Source organism: Ornithinibacillus proteolyticus, assembly GCF_039581225.1.
GTDB lineage: Bacteria > Bacillota > Bacilli > Bacillales > Amphibacillaceae > Ornithinibacillus > Ornithinibacillus massiliensis.
Map to the genome: position 1 here is coordinate 57,859 of NZ_JBCPXV010000015.1, position 20,544 is coordinate 78,402.

A 20,544-nucleotide genomic window follows, 5' to 3' on the forward strand; every position below is an offset into this window, starting at 1 on the left:
TTTGGTGATGATTAACTGTTATTCGGTATCACCAATCCCTAATCTATGAAACCAATGCTACGGAAATTAAAATGAAACGTAATAGGATGGTATGCGAATGAATAAATTATCAGCTTTGGTTACTGAAATGAGAAATGAGAATTCGATGACGATTGATACTATGTCTACATCGGAGATTCTGTCGGTCATTAATAAGGAAGATTTGAAGGTAGCTCTGGCGGTTCAACAAGTACTACCCGACATAGAGATGGCAGTGGATAGAATCTATCAAGCATTAAAAAATGGTGGAAGATTGTTTTATGTAGGAGCGGGTACAAGTGGTAGGTTGGGAATATTAGATGCAGTCGAATGTCCACCTACCTATAGTACACCTCCAGAGCTAGTTCAAGCCGTGATCGCTGGGGGACCAAAGGCGATTGAAAAAGCAGTTGAAGGTGCTGAGGATAGTGAAGAACTGGGTGCCAATGACCTAGCAGAACGCGAGCTAACGGAGCTTGATATCGTTGTCGGAATTGCTGCTAGTGGCCGTACGCCATATGTTGCTGGTGCTTTGAAATATGCACAGAAGATCGGTGCAGCAACCGTTAGCTTAACAAGTAATAAGCAGGCTGTCATCAGTCAATTTGCAGATGTGAAAATAGAAGTAGAGACCGGTCCTGAGGTTATTACAGGTTCAACGAGGATGAAGGCGGCTACTGCACATAAGCTAATCTTAAATATGCTGACGACAACTACCATGATTAAAATTGGTAAGGTTTATGAAAATCTCATGGTTGATGTGAAGGTAAGTAATCAGAAATTAAGGGAACGTGCGATTAACATCGTTTCAACGATTACAGGTGCCTCCTATGAAAAGGCCGAGGAAACATTGACACAATCGAATAATGAAGTGAAGCCTGCTATTGTGATGATCAAGGCGAATACAACGTTAGACGAGGCAAAGAGAGCGATACAACAGGCTAATGGATTTGTTCGAAAGGCGATTGACATTGCAGCAGCTAAAGGAGGAGCATAATTGATAACCTATCGTAGCTATCAATCCGGTGATGAGGTACAAATCGTACAGGTATGGAATAATAGTCTAGGAAAAGATCCTATTACCCCGAAACGATTCCGTCATCTTGTATTACTTGATGCGAACTTTGACCCGAATGGTCTGCGGTTAGCATTTGATGGAGAAACGTTAGTTGGTTGTATTTATGGGTTAAGAAGATTGCTTCCTATGATTGGTACAGAACTGGAGGAGGAAAATGGCTGGATTACCTTTTTCTTTGTAGACCCGGATTACGAGCAGCAAGGAATTGGGTCGGAGCTAATGAAACAAGTGGAGGAATTCTTTCAGACGAATAATCGCAAAAGCATTTTCTTTGCATCGTATGCTCCAAACTATATTTTGCCCGGATTAGATGAGAAAACCTATCCAGGAGGCTATGCATTTTTACAAAAGCATGGTTACCAAACACTTTATTCTCCAGTGGCGATGGACCGTAATTTGTTAGATTTTCAATTGTCAGATGACATCAAACAATTGAAACGAGAACGAGAAGCGGAAGGCTTTACGATTTCCACTGCACAGGATAATGATGTGTATGAAGTCATTCAGTTGGCAAATCAAGTGTTTAATCCAGACTGGGGAAGGGCTATCCGTGAAGGATTGAAAGAAGTTTTGCCACTAGAGCGTATATTAATTGCGCGATACCATGATCAATTGGTAGGCTTTTGTTTATATGGGGGATATGAAGGAATACCAGAACGGTTCGGACCATTCGGTGTAGACCCTTCTATGCAAGGAAAAGGACTAGGAAAGCTATTGCTTCATGAATGCTTATTTCAAATGAAAGCAGAAGGGCTTCATCATGCCTGGTTCCTTTGGACTGGGGAGAAAAGCTCTGCAGGATATTTATATTTAAAAACAGGCTTTAACATTACACGTAAGTTCCATGTGATGAAGAAAGACATATAAAGAAAGAGAGTTGATCGCATGTCATATATGACTGGAGGTTTAACGATGCTAACGGAGATGTTGCCGATGTTACCTCCCTCGGAAAAAAAGATAGCTAGCTATATTATTGGACACCCTGAAGAGGCGATCAATTTGACAGCGCAGGAATTAGGTAAACGAAGTAATACAAGTGGAGCTGCTGTCATTCGGCTCTGTAAATCGTTAGACTTAAAAGGATTTCAAGACTTGAAGTTTCGAATTGCAGGGGATTTGCAAAAAACAACGGATGAAGGCTTTCGCGATATTAAGCCAAATGAAAGCCTACAATCTATTATTGATAAAATGACAATTAATAGTATCCAAACAATTAAGGAAACAGCAGAGCTGCTACGTATTGATGAAGTGGAGAAGGCGGTACAGTTATTGTTGAATGCCAAGAAAATTCACTTTGTTGGTGTTGGAGCATCTGGAATCATTGCCAAGGATGCCGAGCAGAAGTTCCTCAGGATCAATAAAACCGTTCATGCCTTTTCCGATACCCATATGGCAGCAACACTTGTAGCCAATGGAAATGAGGATGAAGTAGTGGTTGGAATCTCCTTCTCTGGTGAAACCCAGGAAGTGGCTAAAGTATTAGAGCTTGCTAAACAGAAGAAGATGAAGACGATCAGTATTACGAGATATGGAAGCTCAAAGGTCACCGAACAAGCTGATATTAGACTATATACATCAGCAACAAGAGAGCCAACCTTCCGTAGTGGTGCCACATCGTCACGAATTGGTCAATTGCAAGTAATTGATATTTTATTCATGCGGGTAGCGACCTTGAAATATGAGGAAACGGTAAACTATATTGATGTCACGAGAGATGCAATTGATTTTATTACAGCAAACAGTAAGAAAAGGTAGGATAAATAAGCTGACTCCAAATGGGTTGGCTTATTTTTGCAGATAGGAGAGTAGAGGACTCTTCCCCCCTGCATAAGAAAGCTACCACATTCGCTTAAGGAGAGCGAATGCAGAGTTTTTCTAAAGCGCTTCAGCTTCGAAAGTCGAGATACTAGCTAGACACCCCACCTCTGCATGAAGGATTACCATGCTTCTGGTTTACGTCTAGTCCTTATCTCGCAAAACGAACGCTCTACGCTTTTCTAATTTAGGAGGTCATGATATGCACTATCTTCCTTGGGATGAAGCAAGATTGGATCAATTAGTAGTATTATGGAACCAAGAACTCGGAGATTATTATCCGATGCGTACAGAATTATTTAGACAAAATAGCTTCCTAGATGTCAACGTTTCCTATGAGGGCTCTAGAGTTGTTGTGGATGAGGCAAATCGAGTCATCGGGTTTATGGTAGTGAAGTATATGAAAGAGAAAACAGAAGTAAGCATGCGTGATGAACTGGGCTGGATTCAAGCCATCATCGTTGATTCTGCCTATCGAAATCGCGGAATTGGGACACAGCTACTAAATCATGCGGAAGCTCATTTCAAACAAAAAGGTCTAAAGGAAATTTTGCTAGGACGAGATATGTATCATTACTTTCCCGGCATACCTAGTGAACTAGCAGAAACAGTGGATTGGTTTGAAAAAAGAGGGTATCAGCATCAAGGAACAGAAGTAGACTTAAGTAAATCTTTTACCGATTCCGAAACGGTACATATGCCAGCTATTCCAAATGTAGAATTTAGTATTTTGCAAGAAACGGAAAAAGAAAATTTTCTTCAATTTCTACACCATTGTTTTCCTGGCAGATGGGAACATGAGGCAATTCACTATTTCCAAAAAGGTGGAACAGGTCGTGAGTTTGTTGTGGAAAAGGAAAATGGCCAGATTATCGGATTTTGCCGAATTAATGATGCTGAGTCACCTATTATAATGGGGAATATAAATTGGGCACCACTATTTCCAGGGAAAGTCGGAGGGATTGGTCCCCTTGGAGTCGATGCCAAGAAAAGAAAAAGTGGCTATGGTATAGCAGTTGTTCAAGCGGGGATTGCGTTTCTACGGGCTAGAGGGGTTAACCAAATGATTATTGATTGGACTGGATTGGTCGATTTCTACCGAAAGCTCGGGTTTGACGTATGGAAAAGCTATCAATCCTATAAAAAGGAGATTTGATTATGCGTGCTAAAGTACTAGATTTTTTGCAAAAGGAAATGGAATTACAGCATATACCAGGTGCGGTCATTCATGTTTCCTATAAGGGAAAGGTCATCATGCAGGAGGCGGTAGGTAACCGTGTTGTCTATCCAGAAAAAGCGCCTATGCAACTAGATACGGTATTTGACCTTGCCTCTCTAACCAAAGTTGTAGCCACTTTACCAGGTATTCTGAAACTAATGGACGACGGGGAAATTAGACTGGATGACCGAGTGTCCTTTTTCTTACCTGATTTTGCTAACGAAGGGAAGGAGCATATAACATTACGTCATTTACTCACGCACACTTCTGGTCTACCAGCACATGTGGAATACTTCAAAGAGAAGCTCGGCAAAGAACAAGTAATCGAGCGTATTTACCAACAACCTTTAGTCTATCCAACAGGGGAAAAGGTTGTCTACAGCGACCTTGGATTAATTATGTTATATCAGGTGATGGAGAAAGTAACCGGTGAGTTATTTGAAACCTTTGTAGGGCGTGAAATATTTGCGCCATTAGGAATGGATGAAACAGGATTTAATCCAAGTTTTAGTGAAGAAAGGTATGCAGTTACGGAATATACTGAGACGTTAAAAGCGTATAAATCTGGTGTTGTACATGATGATAACACCGAATATATGGGCGGAGTTAGTGGTCATGCAGGATTATTCGCGCCAGTGGGTGATTTAGTTAAATTTGCACAAATGATAGAAAATAATGGTGTATTTAATGGTAAGCAATTGCTCTCTGAGACAGCTATACAGTTATCACGGAAAAATTATACAGCCTTTGATGAAGAATATCGTGGTTTGGGCTGGATGTTAAAAGGTCCAACCTATGCACCTTGTGGTGATTATTTCTCTGATGCTTCCTTTGGCCATACTGGGTTTACTGGTACTAGTATCTGGTTTGACCCGGCGATAGATCTATCTGTCATCCTATTAACCAATCGAGTGCATTTTGGTAGGAAACCAGCTATTCTTCGCTTACGCCCAAGATTACATAATATCATTCGTAGTTATTTTTCATAGAGAGGGAGTAGTAGGATGCTGAAACGACGATATGGGGATCGCTCTGATTGGACTCGGATTATCGAGCGTAGGTATGCCCAACAATATGTAGAAAATGAGCGATTTACTGGATATATGACATTACTCGATGTGATTAAGGTTAGTGAACCATTAATTATTCGCTATGGAGAAGGGGAAAGATGTATTGTTGATGATGGGTATCAATGGCTATTTCAATTTCCCGAGGATCAGCATCATACCGTTACAACGACATTTAATTCAGCGGGCGAAATTGTCCAATGGTACATAGATATTTGCGTAGCAACTGGATTGGAAAATGGTGTTCCATGGATGGATGATTTGTTCCTAGATATCGTGATTTTACCAACTGGTCAAGTGATCGTATTAGATGAGGATGAATTGGATGAAGCATTGGCAAATGGCGTGATTAGTAAGGCTCTATATGAACTGGCATGGAAAGAAGTAAATCGGTTGTTGCCGTTAATCGAGCGAAATGAATTTGGATTACTGGAGTTAGCCTATAAACATAGGGAAGTATTAGAAGAAAAATTAGACAAGCCTTAGGAGATTAAGTTGTCTATTAGATGAACTGTTTTAACAAAAAGAATTTTCAATTTAGTTCATGGTAGAATGAAGTAGGAACATTTAATAGAAGGAGTGAAAAATGGAAATGGTGGAAGCGATAGGCATTTTTGGTGGTTTTTTATCTTTAATCTTTGCATTGATCCCTATTGCACTTGCGGTTTTCGTATTAATTTGGTTGTACCAGATGAAAGTAAATAGTGACGTGCAAGTGAAACAGAATCAGGAGATTATTAGGTTGTTAGAAGAGGTTAGGAATAAATGAGTTTAGGTGCCATTTCTTACATTTGAGAAATGGCACCTAATTCTATCGGATAAATTCATCTAGTATAGTATTGAATTTTTCATGATGCTCCCAGAACATCATATGACCACCTAATACTTCTAGTTGTGTTTGTGGTACATGTTTTTTCATGAAGTTTGTTGCTGTATCAGACCAATGCTCGGCAATTACTGTTAAAGTAGGTAACGATTTACTAGCGTATGATGCTTCCGCTAGATAGTTGGAGAACATTCCCGATGCAAAAAGATTCCCAGCTATGTAGTAAGGTGTTTTCATTGATTGCTCGACTAGCCAAGTTAATTCATCGTCTTTAAGCTCCCGCTGAATCATGACCCCAGTAATATAGGCGGTGATAAAATCTCGCTGTCCTTTTGGTGTACGTAATGAATGATTATATACAGCTGCAATATCATCCAGTGCTCCTTCTACCCAATCCTCCGTATCGATAGACAATGATTTTGGTGGCATATCGATTAATACGAGAGACTTTATTCCTTCTGCCCCATATTGCTTCATATACTCCCATACGGTTAAACAACCAAACGACCATCCGACTAAGGTTACATGATGTAATTGGAGGTGCTCCAATACTTTCCGTAAATCTGTCCCGTGTGTTACATAATCATTTCCATGTATGGTTATGGTTGATTTTCCATGACTCCTTGGATCTATCACAATAACCCGATGATGATTGGAAAAGTAGGCTACTTGCTTTTCAAACACTTCTGTAGTGAATGTAAATCCTGGAATAAAAACGATAGGATCTCCTTTTCCAACATCTTCCACAAAAAGCTCAACACCTGAATCTACCTCAATATACTTACCAGCCATTTAATCCCTCCTTAATTCCTTTTTTAAAAACTATATTCCAAAAAGGCTGTAAAAGAACTACAAGGCATAGGTACAAGATTTTTTCTAGCATTTATTTAAAAGTTGTACATATATTGATAAGAAAAGTAGGGCGAATTGTATGCGTTTACCACTGCCCAAACTTTTTACAAGAATGCATAATAGGGGGGGCAAGGTATGAAATTGCGAGGTCGTTCTTGGTTAGTCCTGTTGCAATGTGTTTTGATGGGGGTGTTTATTGTCGCTTGTTCTAACGATGGCGACAAAGGTACGAATACTGGTCAAGGCGGTGAAATTGCTGGTGACTTAGAAATTCAATATTTTGTCGGTGGGTATGGCGATTCCTGGTGGAAGGAAGTCATCTCTGATTTTAAAGATGCCTATCCTGATGTCAATGTTATCGAACATGCTGGTCCAACGATTAACGATGAAATGCGCTCCAGATGGGTATCCAATAATCCTCCTGATGTCGTATATATTGACGGTGCCGGTTCAAGTGAAACCCAAATGGTAGAAGACGGACAGCTAATGAATCTGACTGAATGGCTAGAGGGAATCGAACTAGAAGGTGGCGATAAATTATTGGATAGCTTTATTGTGAAGCCTGCTACCTATGATGGAGAAATTTATTCCTTGCCACTAGTATTTGATACTTGGGGTACGTGGTATGATAAAGCCTTATTTGAGGAAAAAGGTTATACCGTTCCAGCTAATTTCGATGAATTTATGGAATCCATGAGTGAGATAAAGGCTGGAGAGGGCATTGATCCGTTTGTGACCTCAGGGCAACATCCATATTACTTCCTACGTGGGATGCTTTATCCAGCTTTTGCAGCAGCCGGTGGTGAGCAATTATTAGCGGATGTCATTACGGGAAAAGAAGGCGCATGGTCAAGTGAGCAAGTATTGGAAATTATGAATCGTGTAGAGCAAATGGCGACAGAAGGGATGTTTGACTCTGGGCTAGGTGCACTAAATCATACTCAGTCACAAATGAACTTCTTACTACATGAAAATGCATTTATCCCAGTTGGGTTCTGGTTGCCGAATGAGATGAGAAATGATATTCCTGATGGATTCGAATTTGGTTTTATCCCATCCCCAATGAATGCTTCTGGTGAAAAATATGCCATTGTACCAGATTTACGTCCATTAGCAATTGCAGAGGAAGCAGCTAATCCAGAAGCTGCGAAAGCGTTCGTTGCGTTTGTGTTTACGAGAGAATATGCGAGCTCCTTCTCTGAGCATACTGGAGCGATCATGAACTTAAATGGTGTTGATCTAACACAGAATGAGAATGTTCCAGAATACTTAATGGATGCCAATGCAATGATTAATGACCCAGATGTAGTAGAAATCTATGAAAAACCACATCCAATGAGTGCTGATTTAGAAACACCTATCGGGAATGCCTTAATATCTCTCATGCTTGGAAATATGACTGCTGAAGAATTCGTTGCAGAAGCAGAAAAAGCCGCTTCCGAATATCGTGCAGGATTAGAATAAGTTACGATGGACTGCTTCTCCCTAGCCAGTGGAGCAGTCCATATGATAGGAAATGAGTGATCATATGGTACAGTCTAAAAAGCAAAAATATTGGTTTTTGGCATTTTGTTTAATTCCTACTTTTATTCTCTTTGCCGTTTTCACCTTATATCCGTTATTTAGTGGCCTTTACTATTCATTTTTTGACTGGTCTGGGTCGTCTAGTAATAAGGAATTTATTGGTTTCAGTAACTATGTAAAGCTATTTCATGATGCTGTCATCCCAGATACAATTATGCATGATTATTTTTTAGTCGTGACGAAGATTATTGGAATCATGGTTCTGGCCATGTTCTTCGCAGTAGCACTAACACAATTGAAAATTAAAGAAGCACCCTTTTACCGAATTGTGTTCTTCTTTCCTAATATCATGTCTGTTGTCGTAATCGGGATACTGTGGATGTTTATTTATAATCCTAGTTTAGGTCTTGTTAATTCCGGACTAGAGTTTTTAGGGCTAGAAAAATGGGCAAGACCATGGCTAGGGGATGAGAAGTGGGCATTACCGAGTTTGGTTTTTCCAGCTGTGTGGGCAGGGATTGGGCTTTTCATGCTGATGCTGATGGGTGGTATTGCGAATATCTCCAAAAGCTATTACGAAGCGGCTAAAATTGATGGAGCTACCGAATGGCAGCAATTTTGGAAAATTACCTTGCCACTAGTTTGGCCACAGATCAAAGTTTCGATTTTATATATTGTGATAACGACCTTAAACGGCTCCTTTATCCTTGTACAAGTTATGACAGGTGGAGGTCCAAATAATGCGACCCATGTGATGGGCTCTTATTTGTATCAACAAGCATTCAAACAATACAACTTTGGATACGGAGCAACGATTGGTGTCATGATACTCGTTTTATCGTTAATTACCGTATTATTATTGCAATTTTTGATGCGCAGGGAAAAAGTAGAATATTAGTTAAGGAGGGATGAGCAATGAAGCGAAGTGTAGGGCAATTATTAGGTAGGGCAGGTATTAGAATTCCACTTATACTATGGACAATTGCTGTTTTGTATCCAATATTTTGGATGTTTTTAGGCTCGTTTAAATCCAATGCAGAAATCTATCGTAACCCATGGGGATGGCCAGAAACGTTAAACTTTAGCAACTATGTGCAAGCATGGACTAATTACAATATTGATGTGAGTGTATGGAATAGTTTACTGGTTACCGTAATAGGGGCAGCTCTAACTTTAATCTTAGCAATTCCTACCGCCTATGCCATAGAACGGATTAATTTTCGTGGGAGTAGGGTCTTATTTACCGTGTATATTTCAGCTATGATGATTCCCATGGTGTTAGGCTGGATCCCGCTATTTTTCCTGTTAGCCCAATTAAATCTATTGGATAATATATTTGGCCTAGCGATCGTGTATGCCGTTAGCCAATTACCATTTAGCATTTTTGTCCTCACGAGCTTTATGAGTACCATCCCGAAATCATTAGAAGAGTCTGCCGCGATAGACGGACTTTCTCCTTATGGCATCCTATTTAAAATCGTTACACCACTTACAATGTCAGGTATTATTACCGTTACCATTATGAACTGCATCCAGTTCTGGAATGAATATTTCATGGCACTAATCTTTTTACAAACTAATACCAATTACACACTAGCCCTAGCAATCGACTACATAAGCAATGAAGCTCAGTACACCAACGCATGGGGAACCCTATTTGCCAGTCTCGTAATAGCAATAGTTCCAGTAATTGTACTCTATTCTATTTTCCAGAGAAGGATTGCTAAGGGAATGACAGAAGGGGCGATAAAGGGTTAGGTGGTGGGGGGATTTATTTTGCGAACGGTCGCATGATCGCGTGGATTGGGTCTATCTACTTTGCGAACGGTCGCATTATTCCGCGGGATGGGCCTATCTATTTTGTGAACGGTCGCATCTCTCCGTGGATTGGGCCTATCTCCTTCCAGAACGGTCGCATCATTCCACAGGTCGGGCCTATCTCCTTCCAGAACGGTCGCATTATTCCACGGGATGGGCCTATCTATCTTCCAAAAGGTCGCATCATTCCGCGTATTGGGCTCATCTCCATCTCAAACGGTCACATCTTTCCGCTAGTCGGGCCTATCTATCTTCCGAACGGTCGCATCTCCGCGCGGAACGCTCCTCATTTAAAAAGGTAAATCAATGCTAGTGTTGCTTTTTGCTAACTATATTTGATTTCTTTTGAGTATTAGGACTATATAATTCTTTTAGCTCCTCGTTTTCTTCCAATTATTCCCAAGTAATTCCATAAGGTACTCCTCCCTTAGTATATCCTGTAATAAATGCGAAAAATACATCGCTGTCAAAAGTATCTTTCTTATTTATTTTACTATTTTCCTTTCTTATACTTTGACGGTTTATACGTTTATTCTTTGGAGTACTTAACTTTCTGCTCTTAATTTTTTGCCGCAAAATATCTATCCTAACTGTAGTATAATTATTAGTACCAGATTGAACAATAATCCTTTTGGTTATTATAATAATATCAAATAGTTAGAATTAGAGGAGTAATTTATGACTAATCTTGAAAAACAAATTCAGTCCTTGCATAGAGAAATCAATCGATTGAAGCAAGAAAATGAATATATGAAGCAAATTTTGCAATATCATAACATTCCTATAAATCTACCTAATAAAACTTTAAATAGTAGAGAAATCAAAATTAAGAATAGAATCCAGATTTTTAGAGATCTTTTCAAAGGAAGAAATGATATATATGCATTTCGTTGGGAAAGCAGTGAAGGGAAATCTGGTTATTCCCCAGCGATTAATAAATCGGCCGATACAAAGAGTTATCTCCCTTTGACAAATCAAGTAATTTATAATCATTTAATTGGTAAACAGACGATAGGTATATACCCGCTTCAAGAGGATAATAATTGTTGGTTTTTAGCGATTGACTTTGATAAAGGTACTTGGAAGAAGGATGCAAAGGTTTTTTTAAAAGCATGTAAAAAGTTAAATGTTCCGGCATATGTTGAAATATCAAGATCAGGGAATGGATGTCATATATGGATTTTTTTTCAAGAACCTATTTCTGCAAAACTAGCCAGAAAACTAGGGAAGACTCTATTGTCTATGGAAAAAGAAAACCATTATGAAACAATTAGTTCCTATGATCGAATGTTCCCGAGCCAAGATGAACTAAATGCTGGAGGTATAGGGAATTTGATTGCTCTTCCTTTGCAAGGGAAGTCAAGGAAAGAAGGAAATAGTATATTTGTAGATGACAATTTTCTAGCATATGCTGATCAGTGGGATTTTTTATCGAACGTGATAAAAGTAACTAAAAAAGAAGTTGAATTATTGATTGGTGGAGTGCACATGTCAGAACAAGCTACTAAATTAGTAAACAACAAAGAAATAAAATCCCCACCGTCTAAAATTACAATCATCATTCGAAATGGAATTTATATTCCTAAAGTCGTATTACCTACAGATATAATGAATACTCTATTAACGTTAGCTTCCTTTCGTAATCCAGCATATTACAAAGCCCAAGCACAGAGGCTTCCAACTAGTAAAATACCGAAATTTATCAATGGGTATGAAGATAAAGGTGATTTCATAATCCTACCAAGAGGTTGTCTGGAAGGGGTAAAAAGTATTTTTGAAGAGTATTCAATTTCAATTGAATTGAAGGATCAATCGAATAATGGAGAAAAAATAGAAATAGATTTTAAAGGCAAACTTATGAATAAACAAGAAGAAGCAGCGAATAGTCTAATAAAACATAATAACGGAATACTATCTGCAACTACAGGTTTTGGCAAGACAGTAGTTGCCGCTTCAATAATTGCTAAAAGAAAAGTTAATACATTAGTAATTGTACATCGTAAGCAATTAATGGAACAATGGAAAGAACGGCTTTCGGTTTTTCTTAATCTTGATAATTCATCTATAGGACAAATTGGTGGTGGGAAAAATAAACCTAGCGGAATAATTGATATTGCTACTATCCAAAGTCTTATTCGTAATGGAACGGTAAAGGATATAGTGAAAGATTATGGTCATATTATAGTGGATGAATGTCATCATATCTCTGCCTTTAACTTTGAGCGTGTCTTGAAGGAAGCAAATGCTACTTATGTTTATGGTTTGACGGCTACACCGACTAGAAAAGATGGACTACATCCACTTATGTCAATGCAATGTGGGCCAATAAGATATAAGGTTAGTGCTAAAGAACAAACAAAAGTCCTTCCTTTTAAGCATATATTAATACCACGTTATACCAATTATAAAATGAATGAAAAGGAATTGGAAAATAATATTCAGAATCTATATAGAGATCTTATTTTGAATAAAGAGAGAAATAAGATGATATTCAATGATGTTCTTCAAGAGTTAGGGAAAGGATCTACACCGATTATCTTAACAGAAAGAAGAGAACATGTTTTGGTATTGCATCAAATGTTTAATGGGTTTGCCAAAAACATAGTTATTTTGATGGGAAATATGTCCAAACAGGAAGAAGAATCAGCGCTTAAACAGCTAGAGGAAATTCCGGAGAATCAAGAATTATTAATTATCGCAACAGGAAAATATATTGGAGAAGGATTTGATTTTAGTCGATTAAATACAATGTTTCTTACATTCCCTGTCTCATGGAAAGGAACTCTTCACCAATATATAGGTCGACTTCATCGATTAAATGATAATAAGAATGAAGTGAAAGTATATGACTATGTCGACCAATATAGTGATATGCTAATGAAAATGTATGAGAAAAGAAAGAAGACCTATCGTACATTAGGATATGTAATAGGAGGGGATGACTCTTATTTAGGAGGTAATCAACAAATGGAGTTGTTCTAGAAATGGACTATTTTAGTAATTGTCTGGGGGCAAACAAAGTGGGAGTGTTGTCGCTAGTTCTACTCCTAGTGCCCCCTGTTATATATTTTTCTTCTTGGTGGTAGCTCAACATCTCTTTCAGAATTGCCGTGTTTTTGATTCCCATTCACATTGGAAGGAGGAGCTACCCAGAGTTCGGGCAAATCCCTCTTTATTATGGATAAAATCTTCCCATTGGTTGTATCCCCCGCATCCCGGGCATATCTATTTCCCAAACGGTCGCATCTTTCCGTGGGTTGGTCCTATCTCCTTCCCGAACGGTCGCATCATTCCGCTAGTCGGGCCTATCTCCATCCCAAACGGTCGCATCTCCCCACGGGTCGGGCCTATCTCCATCCCAAACGGTCGCATCATCACACGGATTGGGCCTATCTAACTTCCAAACGGTCGCATCTCCCCACAAATCGAGCTCATCTCCAACCCAAACAGTCGCATCCCCCCACGCCCAGGTCCCATCTCCATCCCAAAAGCCCCCTGCTCCCCGCCCCCTAATCCCATCCACTCCCCAAAAAGGCCCCTCCCCACACACCCAAATCCCCTCCCCCTCATTCCAATCCCAACACAATCCCAAAAAAGAAAAATATAATTAATTACAGCAAAACTATTGAATTACCTAGTAAAAACTGCTATATTTTTTTTAGCATAAATCGACTTTTGAAAGATTTTTGTAAAAAGTGATATGCACTACCTATGTTACATACATTAGTGGGGAAGGACAGAACGCTTACTTTTTAGGAAGAAATGTTGTCGATTAATTAAGTAATTTTATATAGGTTTACCGAAACAGTACGCACCCAACGGGGAAGGAAAACGTCTAATTGTAGGCGCCTTTACCTGGTAGAGAAGGGTGTATTTTTAATGCCAAAAATTATGACTGATTGTCAGTCTTCCCCCAAATACCATGCTTAAAAGTGAAGAATCGTAGTGTTTCGTATACTTATAAGCTAGAGGGAAAAAGTAAATAGTATGGCAGAGTCTCGTGGCATTATGGGGGACTGTCCCCCCTCAGATAGAAAAAGGAGGGATGCATGTTGGGTGTTCAAATGGTGCAATTGGAAAATGTAACGAAAGAATTTGATGATACCAATGTAGTAGATAATCTAAATCTAGACATTAGAGCTGGGGAATTTCTAACATTGCTAGGGCCATCTGGATGTGGTAAGACGACGACACTTCGAATGATTGCTGGCTTTGAAAAGCCAACTACAGGCAAGATTCTATTAAATGGTAAGCAAGTAGATGAAATGGAGCCCTATAAACGGGAAGTTAATACCGTGTTCCAAAGCTATTCGCTTTTCCCACATATGAGTGTGTTTGATAATGTAGCATTTGGTTTGAAGATGAAAAAGGTTGGTAAGGAAGAGATTAAAGAGCGTGTCACTAAAGCGCTTAAGCTTGTCCAACTGGAGGAATATGGAAATCGTAAGCCGAAGCAATTAAGTGGTGGACAACAACAGCGGATTGCGATTGCACGGGCAATTGTGAACAATCCAAAGGTACTTTTATTAGATGAACCGCTTGGAGCGCTAGATTTAAAGCTACGAAAACAAATGCAGCTAGAATTAAAGCATCTCCAACAAACATTAAACATTACGTTTATTTATGTAACCCACGATCAAGAGGAAGCATTAACCATGTCTGACCGCATCGTGGTTATGAATAAAGGGAAAATCGAGCAGATTGGTCTGCCATATGAAATATACGAAAGACCACAAACACGTTTTGTGGCAGATTTTATTGGTCAAACTAATATTATCGAAGGTACTGTTCGTGGAATTAATGGTGACATGGCGGAGATGGAATACGCCAATCAACCGATTGCAATTCCGAATACTGCTCATGTGACGAAGGATGAGGAAGTCATTATTTCGGTACGTCCTGAAAAATTAAAGATTAGCAGTACACCGATTGAAGGATTGAATAATGTAAAAGGTACGTTCAAGGAAAAAATCTATGTTGGCTCTGTGACGAAAATCGTAGTAACCATGCCAAACGGTAAGGATCTGACGGTTAATGAATCCCATGATAATATGGCTGAATTAACCAATACTAATGATATCTATGTCAGCTGGAGTCCTAATAATTCGGTTGTTCTAAAAAAATAACATAAATTAAAATGTAGAGATTGGAGATGGGAAAGATTGAAAAAGTCTTTTGTATTTGCACTATTTAGTTTGTTGATTGTATTATTTCTAGCAGCTTGTGGATCTAATGGTGATTCGGATAATGCTGGTGGAGAGCAGGAATTAAGTGATGAACTTATCGTATTTAACTGGAGTGAATACATTCCACAAGAAGTAATTGATGGTTTTGAAGAAGAGTATGGTGTAGATGTTGTATATTCTACTTACAATTCAAACCATGAAATGCTGACAAAAGTACAAAGCGGTACGGTTGCTTATGACCTAGTATTTCCTTCCGATTATTATGTGAATCAAATGGTAGATAATGACTTATTGCTAGAAATAAATTTCGATAACATACCAAATTATGAGAATATCGCAAATGCATGGCGAAACATGCCGTTTGATGCTGAGAATAAATACTCCGTTCCATTTATGTATGGATACGACGGAATTATATATAACAAGAAATATATTAAAGAAGCCCCTACTAGCTGGGAGGATTTATGGAACCCAGAATATGCAGGGAAATTAGTACTACTAGAAGAATCCAAAGAAGTTTCTAACATGGCACAACAATTATTGGGTAATGACATGAATGATCCAACAGAAGCACAATTAGAGGAAGGCTTCGAAAGAGTAAAAGAAATTATGCCGAATGTATTAGCATTTGATGCTGCACCATCCAGCCGATTTGTTAGAGAAGAAGCATGGATTGGTCATGGTTATTCCGGATCAGCTGCTACAGCATGGTTGAAAAATGAAGACATTGACTTTGTTCTTCCGGAAGAAGGCGGCGTTGTTTGGTTAGATGCAATGGTAATTCCAAAAACATCGAAAAACAAATATACGGCTGAGGTATTTATTGACTACCTACTTCGTCCAGAGGTAAGTGTTAAACTATCTGAATTTATTCCTTATGGAAATCCAAATGAAGCGGCTGTTGAGATATTACCAGATGAAATTAAAAATAGCCCTGGCTTAAACTTCCCTGATGAAGTAATTGAGCGTACGGAGTGGAATATACCACTAGATTCAGAACGGACGCAATATATGAACCGATTATTCCAAGAAGCAAAGGTTGAATAATGAAGTAAATAAAGAGGCTGTCAAAAGGCTTGAGGGTCCCTCATAACATGATGAGGGACTATCCCCTTATAGACAACCTCTTATCCTATGTCTAGTTTTTAGGCGCCAGAAACATACACATTTATCGTGTTTTATCTCTTTGGAAGGTAGGTGGAAAATGTGAGACCTAGAACGAAGAAACTATTATTTTCGTTTTCCCTACTCGTCTTTTTATTCTTTTATATTCCCATTATGTTCGTTATCATCTATTCATTTAATGATTCTAAATTAGGAACAGTTTGGACAGGATTTACGTTAGATTGGTATAGCTCTATCTTTCAAAATCACCAGTTGATTAATGCAACAATGAATAGTCTATATCTAGCAGTAATTTCAACTGTCATCGCAACCATTTTAGGGACGCTAGCAGCATTAGCGCTCTATCGTTATACATTTATTGGGAAAAAGGCTGTTGAGTTTCTATTCTATATTCCAGTCGTCATTCCGGATATTGTCGTTGCGGTTGCTTTACTTGCCATTTATGGGATTCTAAATGTCTCGTTAGGCTTAAATACAGCGATACCAGGACATGTCGCCATCACGATTTCGTATGTCATGCTTGTTGTTCTAGCAAGACTATCATCCTTTGATAGTTCATTGGAGGAAGCGGCAAAAGACCTAGGGGCTAATGAGTGGCAAACCTTTTGGAAGGTTACTTTTCCATTAATCTTTCCGGGTATCTTAGCTGGCGGATTGCTAGCTTTTACGATTTCGTTGGATGAATTTGTTATTTCGTTCTTTACACTAGGACCAGGCGATAATACATTACCAGTACTCGTCTATTCGATGGTTCGATTAGGTGTATCACCTGAAGTAAACGTACTTTCTACGATTATTATCGTAATCATGTTCATCGTGGTCACCATTGTTGGCCTAAATATGCGAAAGAAAGGGGATATGAGAAATGATTAGAAATTTTAAAAAGGCTTATTTATTGTTATCCCCTAGCTTATTTTGGCTAACCTTATTTTTAGTTATCCCAGTCATTTTTATTGCGGTGATCAGCTTCACGACAAATGGTGATTTTGGTGCAATTATTTATGAATTTAGCTTCAAAGCCTATTCTTCTGCTTTTAGCTCACTTTATGCAAAAGTAATTTGGCAATCGGTATGGTGGGCACTGATAGCAACAATCGTTTGTTTATTCATTGCTTACCCATTTGCCTATTTTATTGCTAATGCTGGTAAGTGGAAAAATCTATTGCTGCTGCTTGTCATGGTACCGTTTTGGACCAATTTATTGATTCGTTTGTATGCATGGATTATTTTAATGAACAATCAAGGTGTCATTAATAATGTGTTAATGGATTTAGGGTTTATTAAGGAGCCGCTTGCACTAATGTATTCACCAGGTGGCGTCATTCTCGGATTAGTTTACGGATTCCTTCCATTTATGATCTTACCGATATACTCCTCCATCGAGCAGTTAGATAAAACATACTTGGAGGCATCGGAGGATTTAGGGGCAGGACCGGTAAAAACATTCTTAAATGTTACACTACCATTAACATTCCCAGGTATTTTGGCTGGATTTATTATCACATTTGTACCAGCAATTAGTGTGTTCGTTGTTACCGACTTATTTACTGGTGGCAAGCTATTAATGGTTGGAAATGTTATTCGTGATGCATTCTTAGTGGAAATGAACTGGCAGCTTGGGGCAGCACTTTCTTTATTATTAATGATTTTAGTGCTGTTATCCTTGTTGATCTTTATGCGATTTACCAATCGGAAGGATCGGAAGTTTTTAGTATAAGATAGGGATTGAGAAAAGTGTGCTTCGGCACGCTTTTTTTATTTAGTTTTGATAGGTCTTTTGGATTAATTGTTTGTAATGAGATAGGTGTATTGTACTATTCAATTAAAAAATGTCGAATTTTGGAAAGTCTTCTAGTATAATAGGACCAACTATAGAGGTTTTACGAAAAAGGCAAACTTATCCGAAAGGGAAGGACGCAAAGCCGAGGGCCTAAAGCACTATTGTTATGGCAGCCTAGCTACCGAAGGAAACTGGGACTAGAGTATGATAGGAGGACCTTTTCTTTGGTTCTCCTTTTTATTAGCAGATGGGAAAAATAAACTGCTTTCCCGCCAACTTAGAAAAACGAATACATTCGTTAAAGGACAACCAAATGAGCGTTTCTCTAATGTGATAGTGGACCTAGGTATTTTCGAAAACCTACTTACTTAAATAAGGAGGTGTTTGAAATGGATGATAAAGTTTGGATTTTTATTCTAGTTGTTGCTTTTCTATTCATATTGCTATTATTCTTTCTTATTAAACAGGTAATGAAAAAGCAGCAGGATAAAGATGACACTACTTTAGATAGGAACGAAGTGGAGAACCATCCTATTTTTACTAGTGTAACGCTAAGCGGAAATGCCCAGGTAAGTGTAGAGGGGATCACCTGTTTTGTTGAATTTCTCGATGTAGATAATGAGAAATTGAATCCGAATTTCATACAAGGGGTCTTAAAAAATGTCAGTCTTGACGGTGTAACGTTTGTGTGTGGTGTTGAATATCCGATAATCGATGACATGACCATAAAGATTCGTTTTTCCCTAAAGGATACGGTGTTTATTTTGAAGGGGAGAATCGTTCGGAAGGAAGTGTATCAGGAAAGTGATCGATTTGGATATAGCGCAGTATTTACAAATTCGTACGAGGAAGACCGCGAATTGTTACACCAAATACTAGAGAAGATGATGGTGGAGAAGCGAAAGAAGTTAGTTTCTAGTAGAGGTTGTGGGGAGTCTATGGTATAGTACCATGGGCTTTTTTGTTGTTTGGAATAGTGGGAAAAGAAATTTCTACAAAAAAGAATAATTTTTTTATAAAAAAGATTAAACATCTATTTTTCATGCCGATATAATAGGTACAACATCATGATGATGTGGTAAATGTTTTGGCCAAACATTTTACTTCACTTAGTTAATAACTCTAATACGAGTTGTTATAGATGCGAGACATATGGATGTGACTCGCGAAAAAAACAAAATACATGGAGGTATGTAAACATGATTATCAATCACAATATTTCTGCATTAAACGCACACCGTCAATTAGGTGTAAACACAGGAGCTACTCAAAACTCTTTAGAAAAACTATCTTCTGGTCTTCGTATCAACCGTGCTGGAGATGATGCTGCAGGTCTAGCAATCTCTGAAAAAATGCGTGGACAAATTCGCGGTTTAGAAATGGCATCTAAGAATGCTCAAGATGGTATTTCTTTAATCCAAACTGCTGAAGGTGCTTTAACTGAAACTCATTCAATTTTACAACGTATGCGTGAGTTAACTGTACAAGCGGGTAACCTTGGAACTCAAGAAAGTGATGATTTATCTGCAATCCAAGATGAAATCACTGCACTTATTGAAGAAATTGATGGAATTGCTGAGCGTACTCAGTTTAACGGTAAAGGCTTACTAGATGGATCTTTTGCTGCAGGTGAAAGCGAATTAGTATTCCAAATCGGTGCTAATCAAAACCAAAACCTTGTTGTAAACATTAATGATATGGGTGCTGAAGCATTAGAAGTAAAAGATATTGATGTATCTAGCTTTACAGAAAGCTCACATTTTGATGCTGCTGTAGGTAAAATTGATGCTGCTATCAAATCTGTTTCTGAACAACGTTCTGGTCTTGGTGCAGTTCAAAATCGTCTTGAGCACACAATCAACAACCTAGGTGCTTCTCAAGAAAACCTAACTGCTGCTGAATCTCGTATCCGTGACGTTGATATGGCTAAAGAAATGATGGAATTCACTAAGAATAACATCCTAACTCAAGCAGCACAATCAATGTTAGCTCAAGCTAACCAACAACCTCAAGGTGTATTACAATTACTTCGTTAATTAGTAGATTTTAGAGGTTTATAATAAAAAAATTGGCGTACCAGATAATAATTGGTACGCCAATTTTTTATTGTTGTGTCATTTGAAAACCCCTGGCTATGCCGGGGGTTCCGGAGAGCTTATAGCGTGGTATTAAAATTAAAAAAGGCCTCTCTTCGTGATAAGATATAGTTGGTTTCCCGACCACTACATCAAATAAA

The 20,544-nt window shown here is 38.5% G+C and carries 18 protein-coding genes and 1 riboswitch; of the genes, 17 read left to right on the plus strand and 1 reads right to left on the minus strand.

The features are described from left to right. Positions 1 to 97: 97 nt before the first annotated feature. The 7 genes from murQ (at position 98) to AAIB49_RS09255 (ending at position 5,966) form a co-directional block, all read left to right on the plus strand. Positions 98 to 1,015, plus strand: coding sequence for an N-acetylmuramic acid 6-phosphate etherase (gene murQ, locus AAIB49_RS09225; protein ID WP_481857857.1), 918 nt, complete (start codon positions 98 to 100; stop codon positions 1,013 to 1,015). Beyond that, positions 1,016 to 1,963, plus strand: coding sequence for a GNAT family N-acetyltransferase (locus AAIB49_RS09230; protein ID WP_343457893.1), 948 nt, complete (start codon positions 1,016 to 1,018; stop codon positions 1,961 to 1,963). It abuts the gene before it with no gap. A 45-nt stretch (positions 1,964 to 2,008) separates the two neighbouring features. Then, positions 2,009 to 2,851, plus strand: coding sequence for a MurR/RpiR family transcriptional regulator (locus AAIB49_RS09235; protein ID WP_339213789.1), 843 nt, complete (start codon positions 2,009 to 2,011; stop codon positions 2,849 to 2,851). A 262-nt stretch (positions 2,852 to 3,113) separates the two neighbouring features. Then, a complete protein-coding gene (locus AAIB49_RS09240) occupies positions 3,114 to 4,067 on the plus strand; it encodes a GNAT family N-acetyltransferase (protein WP_343457894.1) in 954 nt (317 codons plus the stop codon). Positions 4,068 to 4,069: 2 nt separating this feature from the next. Then, on the plus strand, positions 4,070 to 5,119 hold the full coding sequence (locus tag AAIB49_RS09245; protein WP_343457895.1) for a serine hydrolase domain-containing protein: 1,050 nt from the start codon (positions 4,070 to 4,072) through the stop codon (positions 5,117 to 5,119). A gap of 15 nt (positions 5,120 to 5,134) precedes the next feature. Beyond that, positions 5,135 to 5,683 carry a ribonuclease FAU-1 family protein gene (locus AAIB49_RS09250; RefSeq protein WP_343457896.1) on the plus strand — a complete coding sequence of 183 codons (549 nt, stop codon included), beginning with the start codon at positions 5,135 to 5,137 and terminating at the stop codon, positions 5,681 to 5,683. A 100-nt stretch (positions 5,684 to 5,783) separates the two neighbouring features. Beyond that, positions 5,784 to 5,966, plus strand: a complete 183-nt coding sequence (locus tag AAIB49_RS09255; RefSeq protein WP_186870501.1) for a hypothetical protein — start codon at positions 5,784 to 5,786, stop codon at positions 5,964 to 5,966. 42 nt (positions 5,967 to 6,008) lie between these two features. On the opposite strand, the gene AAIB49_RS09260 is transcribed toward AAIB49_RS09255, so the two are convergent. Further along, positions 6,009 to 6,815 (minus strand): alpha/beta fold hydrolase, encoded by an 807-nt coding sequence (locus AAIB49_RS09260; RefSeq protein ID WP_343457897.1) that lies wholly within the window; start codon positions 6,813 to 6,815, stop codon positions 6,009 to 6,011. A 195-nt stretch (positions 6,816 to 7,010) separates the two neighbouring features. Between AAIB49_RS09260 and AAIB49_RS09265 the strand changes: the two genes are divergently transcribed. The 10 genes from AAIB49_RS09265 to hag all read left to right on the plus strand — a co-directional run bounded on the left by AAIB49_RS09265 (position 7,011) and on the right by hag (position 20,344). Further along, positions 7,011 to 8,339: an ABC transporter substrate-binding protein gene (locus AAIB49_RS09265; protein ID WP_343457898.1), complete on the plus strand. Its 1,329-nt coding sequence runs from the start codon at positions 7,011 to 7,013 to the stop codon at positions 8,337 to 8,339. Positions 8,340 to 8,403: 64 nt separating this feature from the next. Next, a complete protein-coding gene (locus AAIB49_RS09270; RefSeq protein WP_343457899.1) occupies positions 8,404 to 9,297 on the plus strand; it encodes a carbohydrate ABC transporter permease in 894 nt (297 codons plus the stop codon). Between the two features lie 17 nt (positions 9,298 to 9,314). Further along, complete coding sequence (locus AAIB49_RS09275; protein ID WP_343457900.1) at positions 9,315 to 10,157, plus strand: carbohydrate ABC transporter permease; 843 nt, start codon at positions 9,315 to 9,317, stop codon at positions 10,155 to 10,157. 738 nt (positions 10,158 to 10,895) lie between these two features. Then, on the plus strand, positions 10,896 to 13,199 hold the full coding sequence (locus AAIB49_RS09280) for a TOTE conflict system archaeo-eukaryotic primase domain-containing protein (protein WP_343457901.1): 2,304 nt from the start codon (positions 10,896 to 10,898) through the stop codon (positions 13,197 to 13,199). 1,067 nt (positions 13,200 to 14,266) lie between these two features. Beyond that, positions 14,267 to 15,343 (plus strand): ABC transporter ATP-binding protein, encoded by a 1,077-nt coding sequence (locus tag AAIB49_RS09285; protein WP_343457902.1) that lies wholly within the window; start codon positions 14,267 to 14,269, stop codon positions 15,341 to 15,343. 36 nt (positions 15,344 to 15,379) lie between these two features. Next, a complete protein-coding gene (locus AAIB49_RS09290; RefSeq protein ID WP_343457903.1) occupies positions 15,380 to 16,450 on the plus strand; it encodes an ABC transporter substrate-binding protein in 1,071 nt (356 codons plus the stop codon). Positions 16,451 to 16,609: 159 nt separating this feature from the next. Then, positions 16,610 to 17,401 carry an ABC transporter permease subunit gene (locus AAIB49_RS09295; protein WP_186870644.1) on the plus strand — a complete coding sequence of 264 codons (792 nt, stop codon included), beginning with the start codon at positions 16,610 to 16,612 and terminating at the stop codon, positions 17,399 to 17,401. After that, entirely contained in the window at positions 17,394 to 18,245 is an 852-nt protein-coding gene (locus tag AAIB49_RS09300) for an ABC transporter permease (protein WP_339213807.1), read from the plus strand. Before AAIB49_RS09295 ends, AAIB49_RS09300 begins: the two co-directional genes overlap by 8 nt. 163 nt (positions 18,246 to 18,408) lie before the next feature. Beyond that, positions 18,409 to 18,494: riboswitch (cyclic di-GMP riboswitch) on the plus strand. 203 nt (positions 18,495 to 18,697) lie between these two features. Then, positions 18,698 to 19,255 carry a PilZ domain-containing protein gene (locus AAIB49_RS09305; RefSeq protein ID WP_343457904.1) on the plus strand — a complete coding sequence of 186 codons (558 nt, stop codon included), beginning with the start codon at positions 18,698 to 18,700 and terminating at the stop codon, positions 19,253 to 19,255. 252 nt (positions 19,256 to 19,507) lie between these two features. Further along, entirely contained in the window at positions 19,508 to 20,344 is an 837-nt protein-coding gene (gene hag / locus AAIB49_RS09310) for a flagellin Hag (protein WP_186870641.1), read from the plus strand. The last annotated feature ends 200 nt before the right edge of the window (positions 20,345 to 20,544 follow it).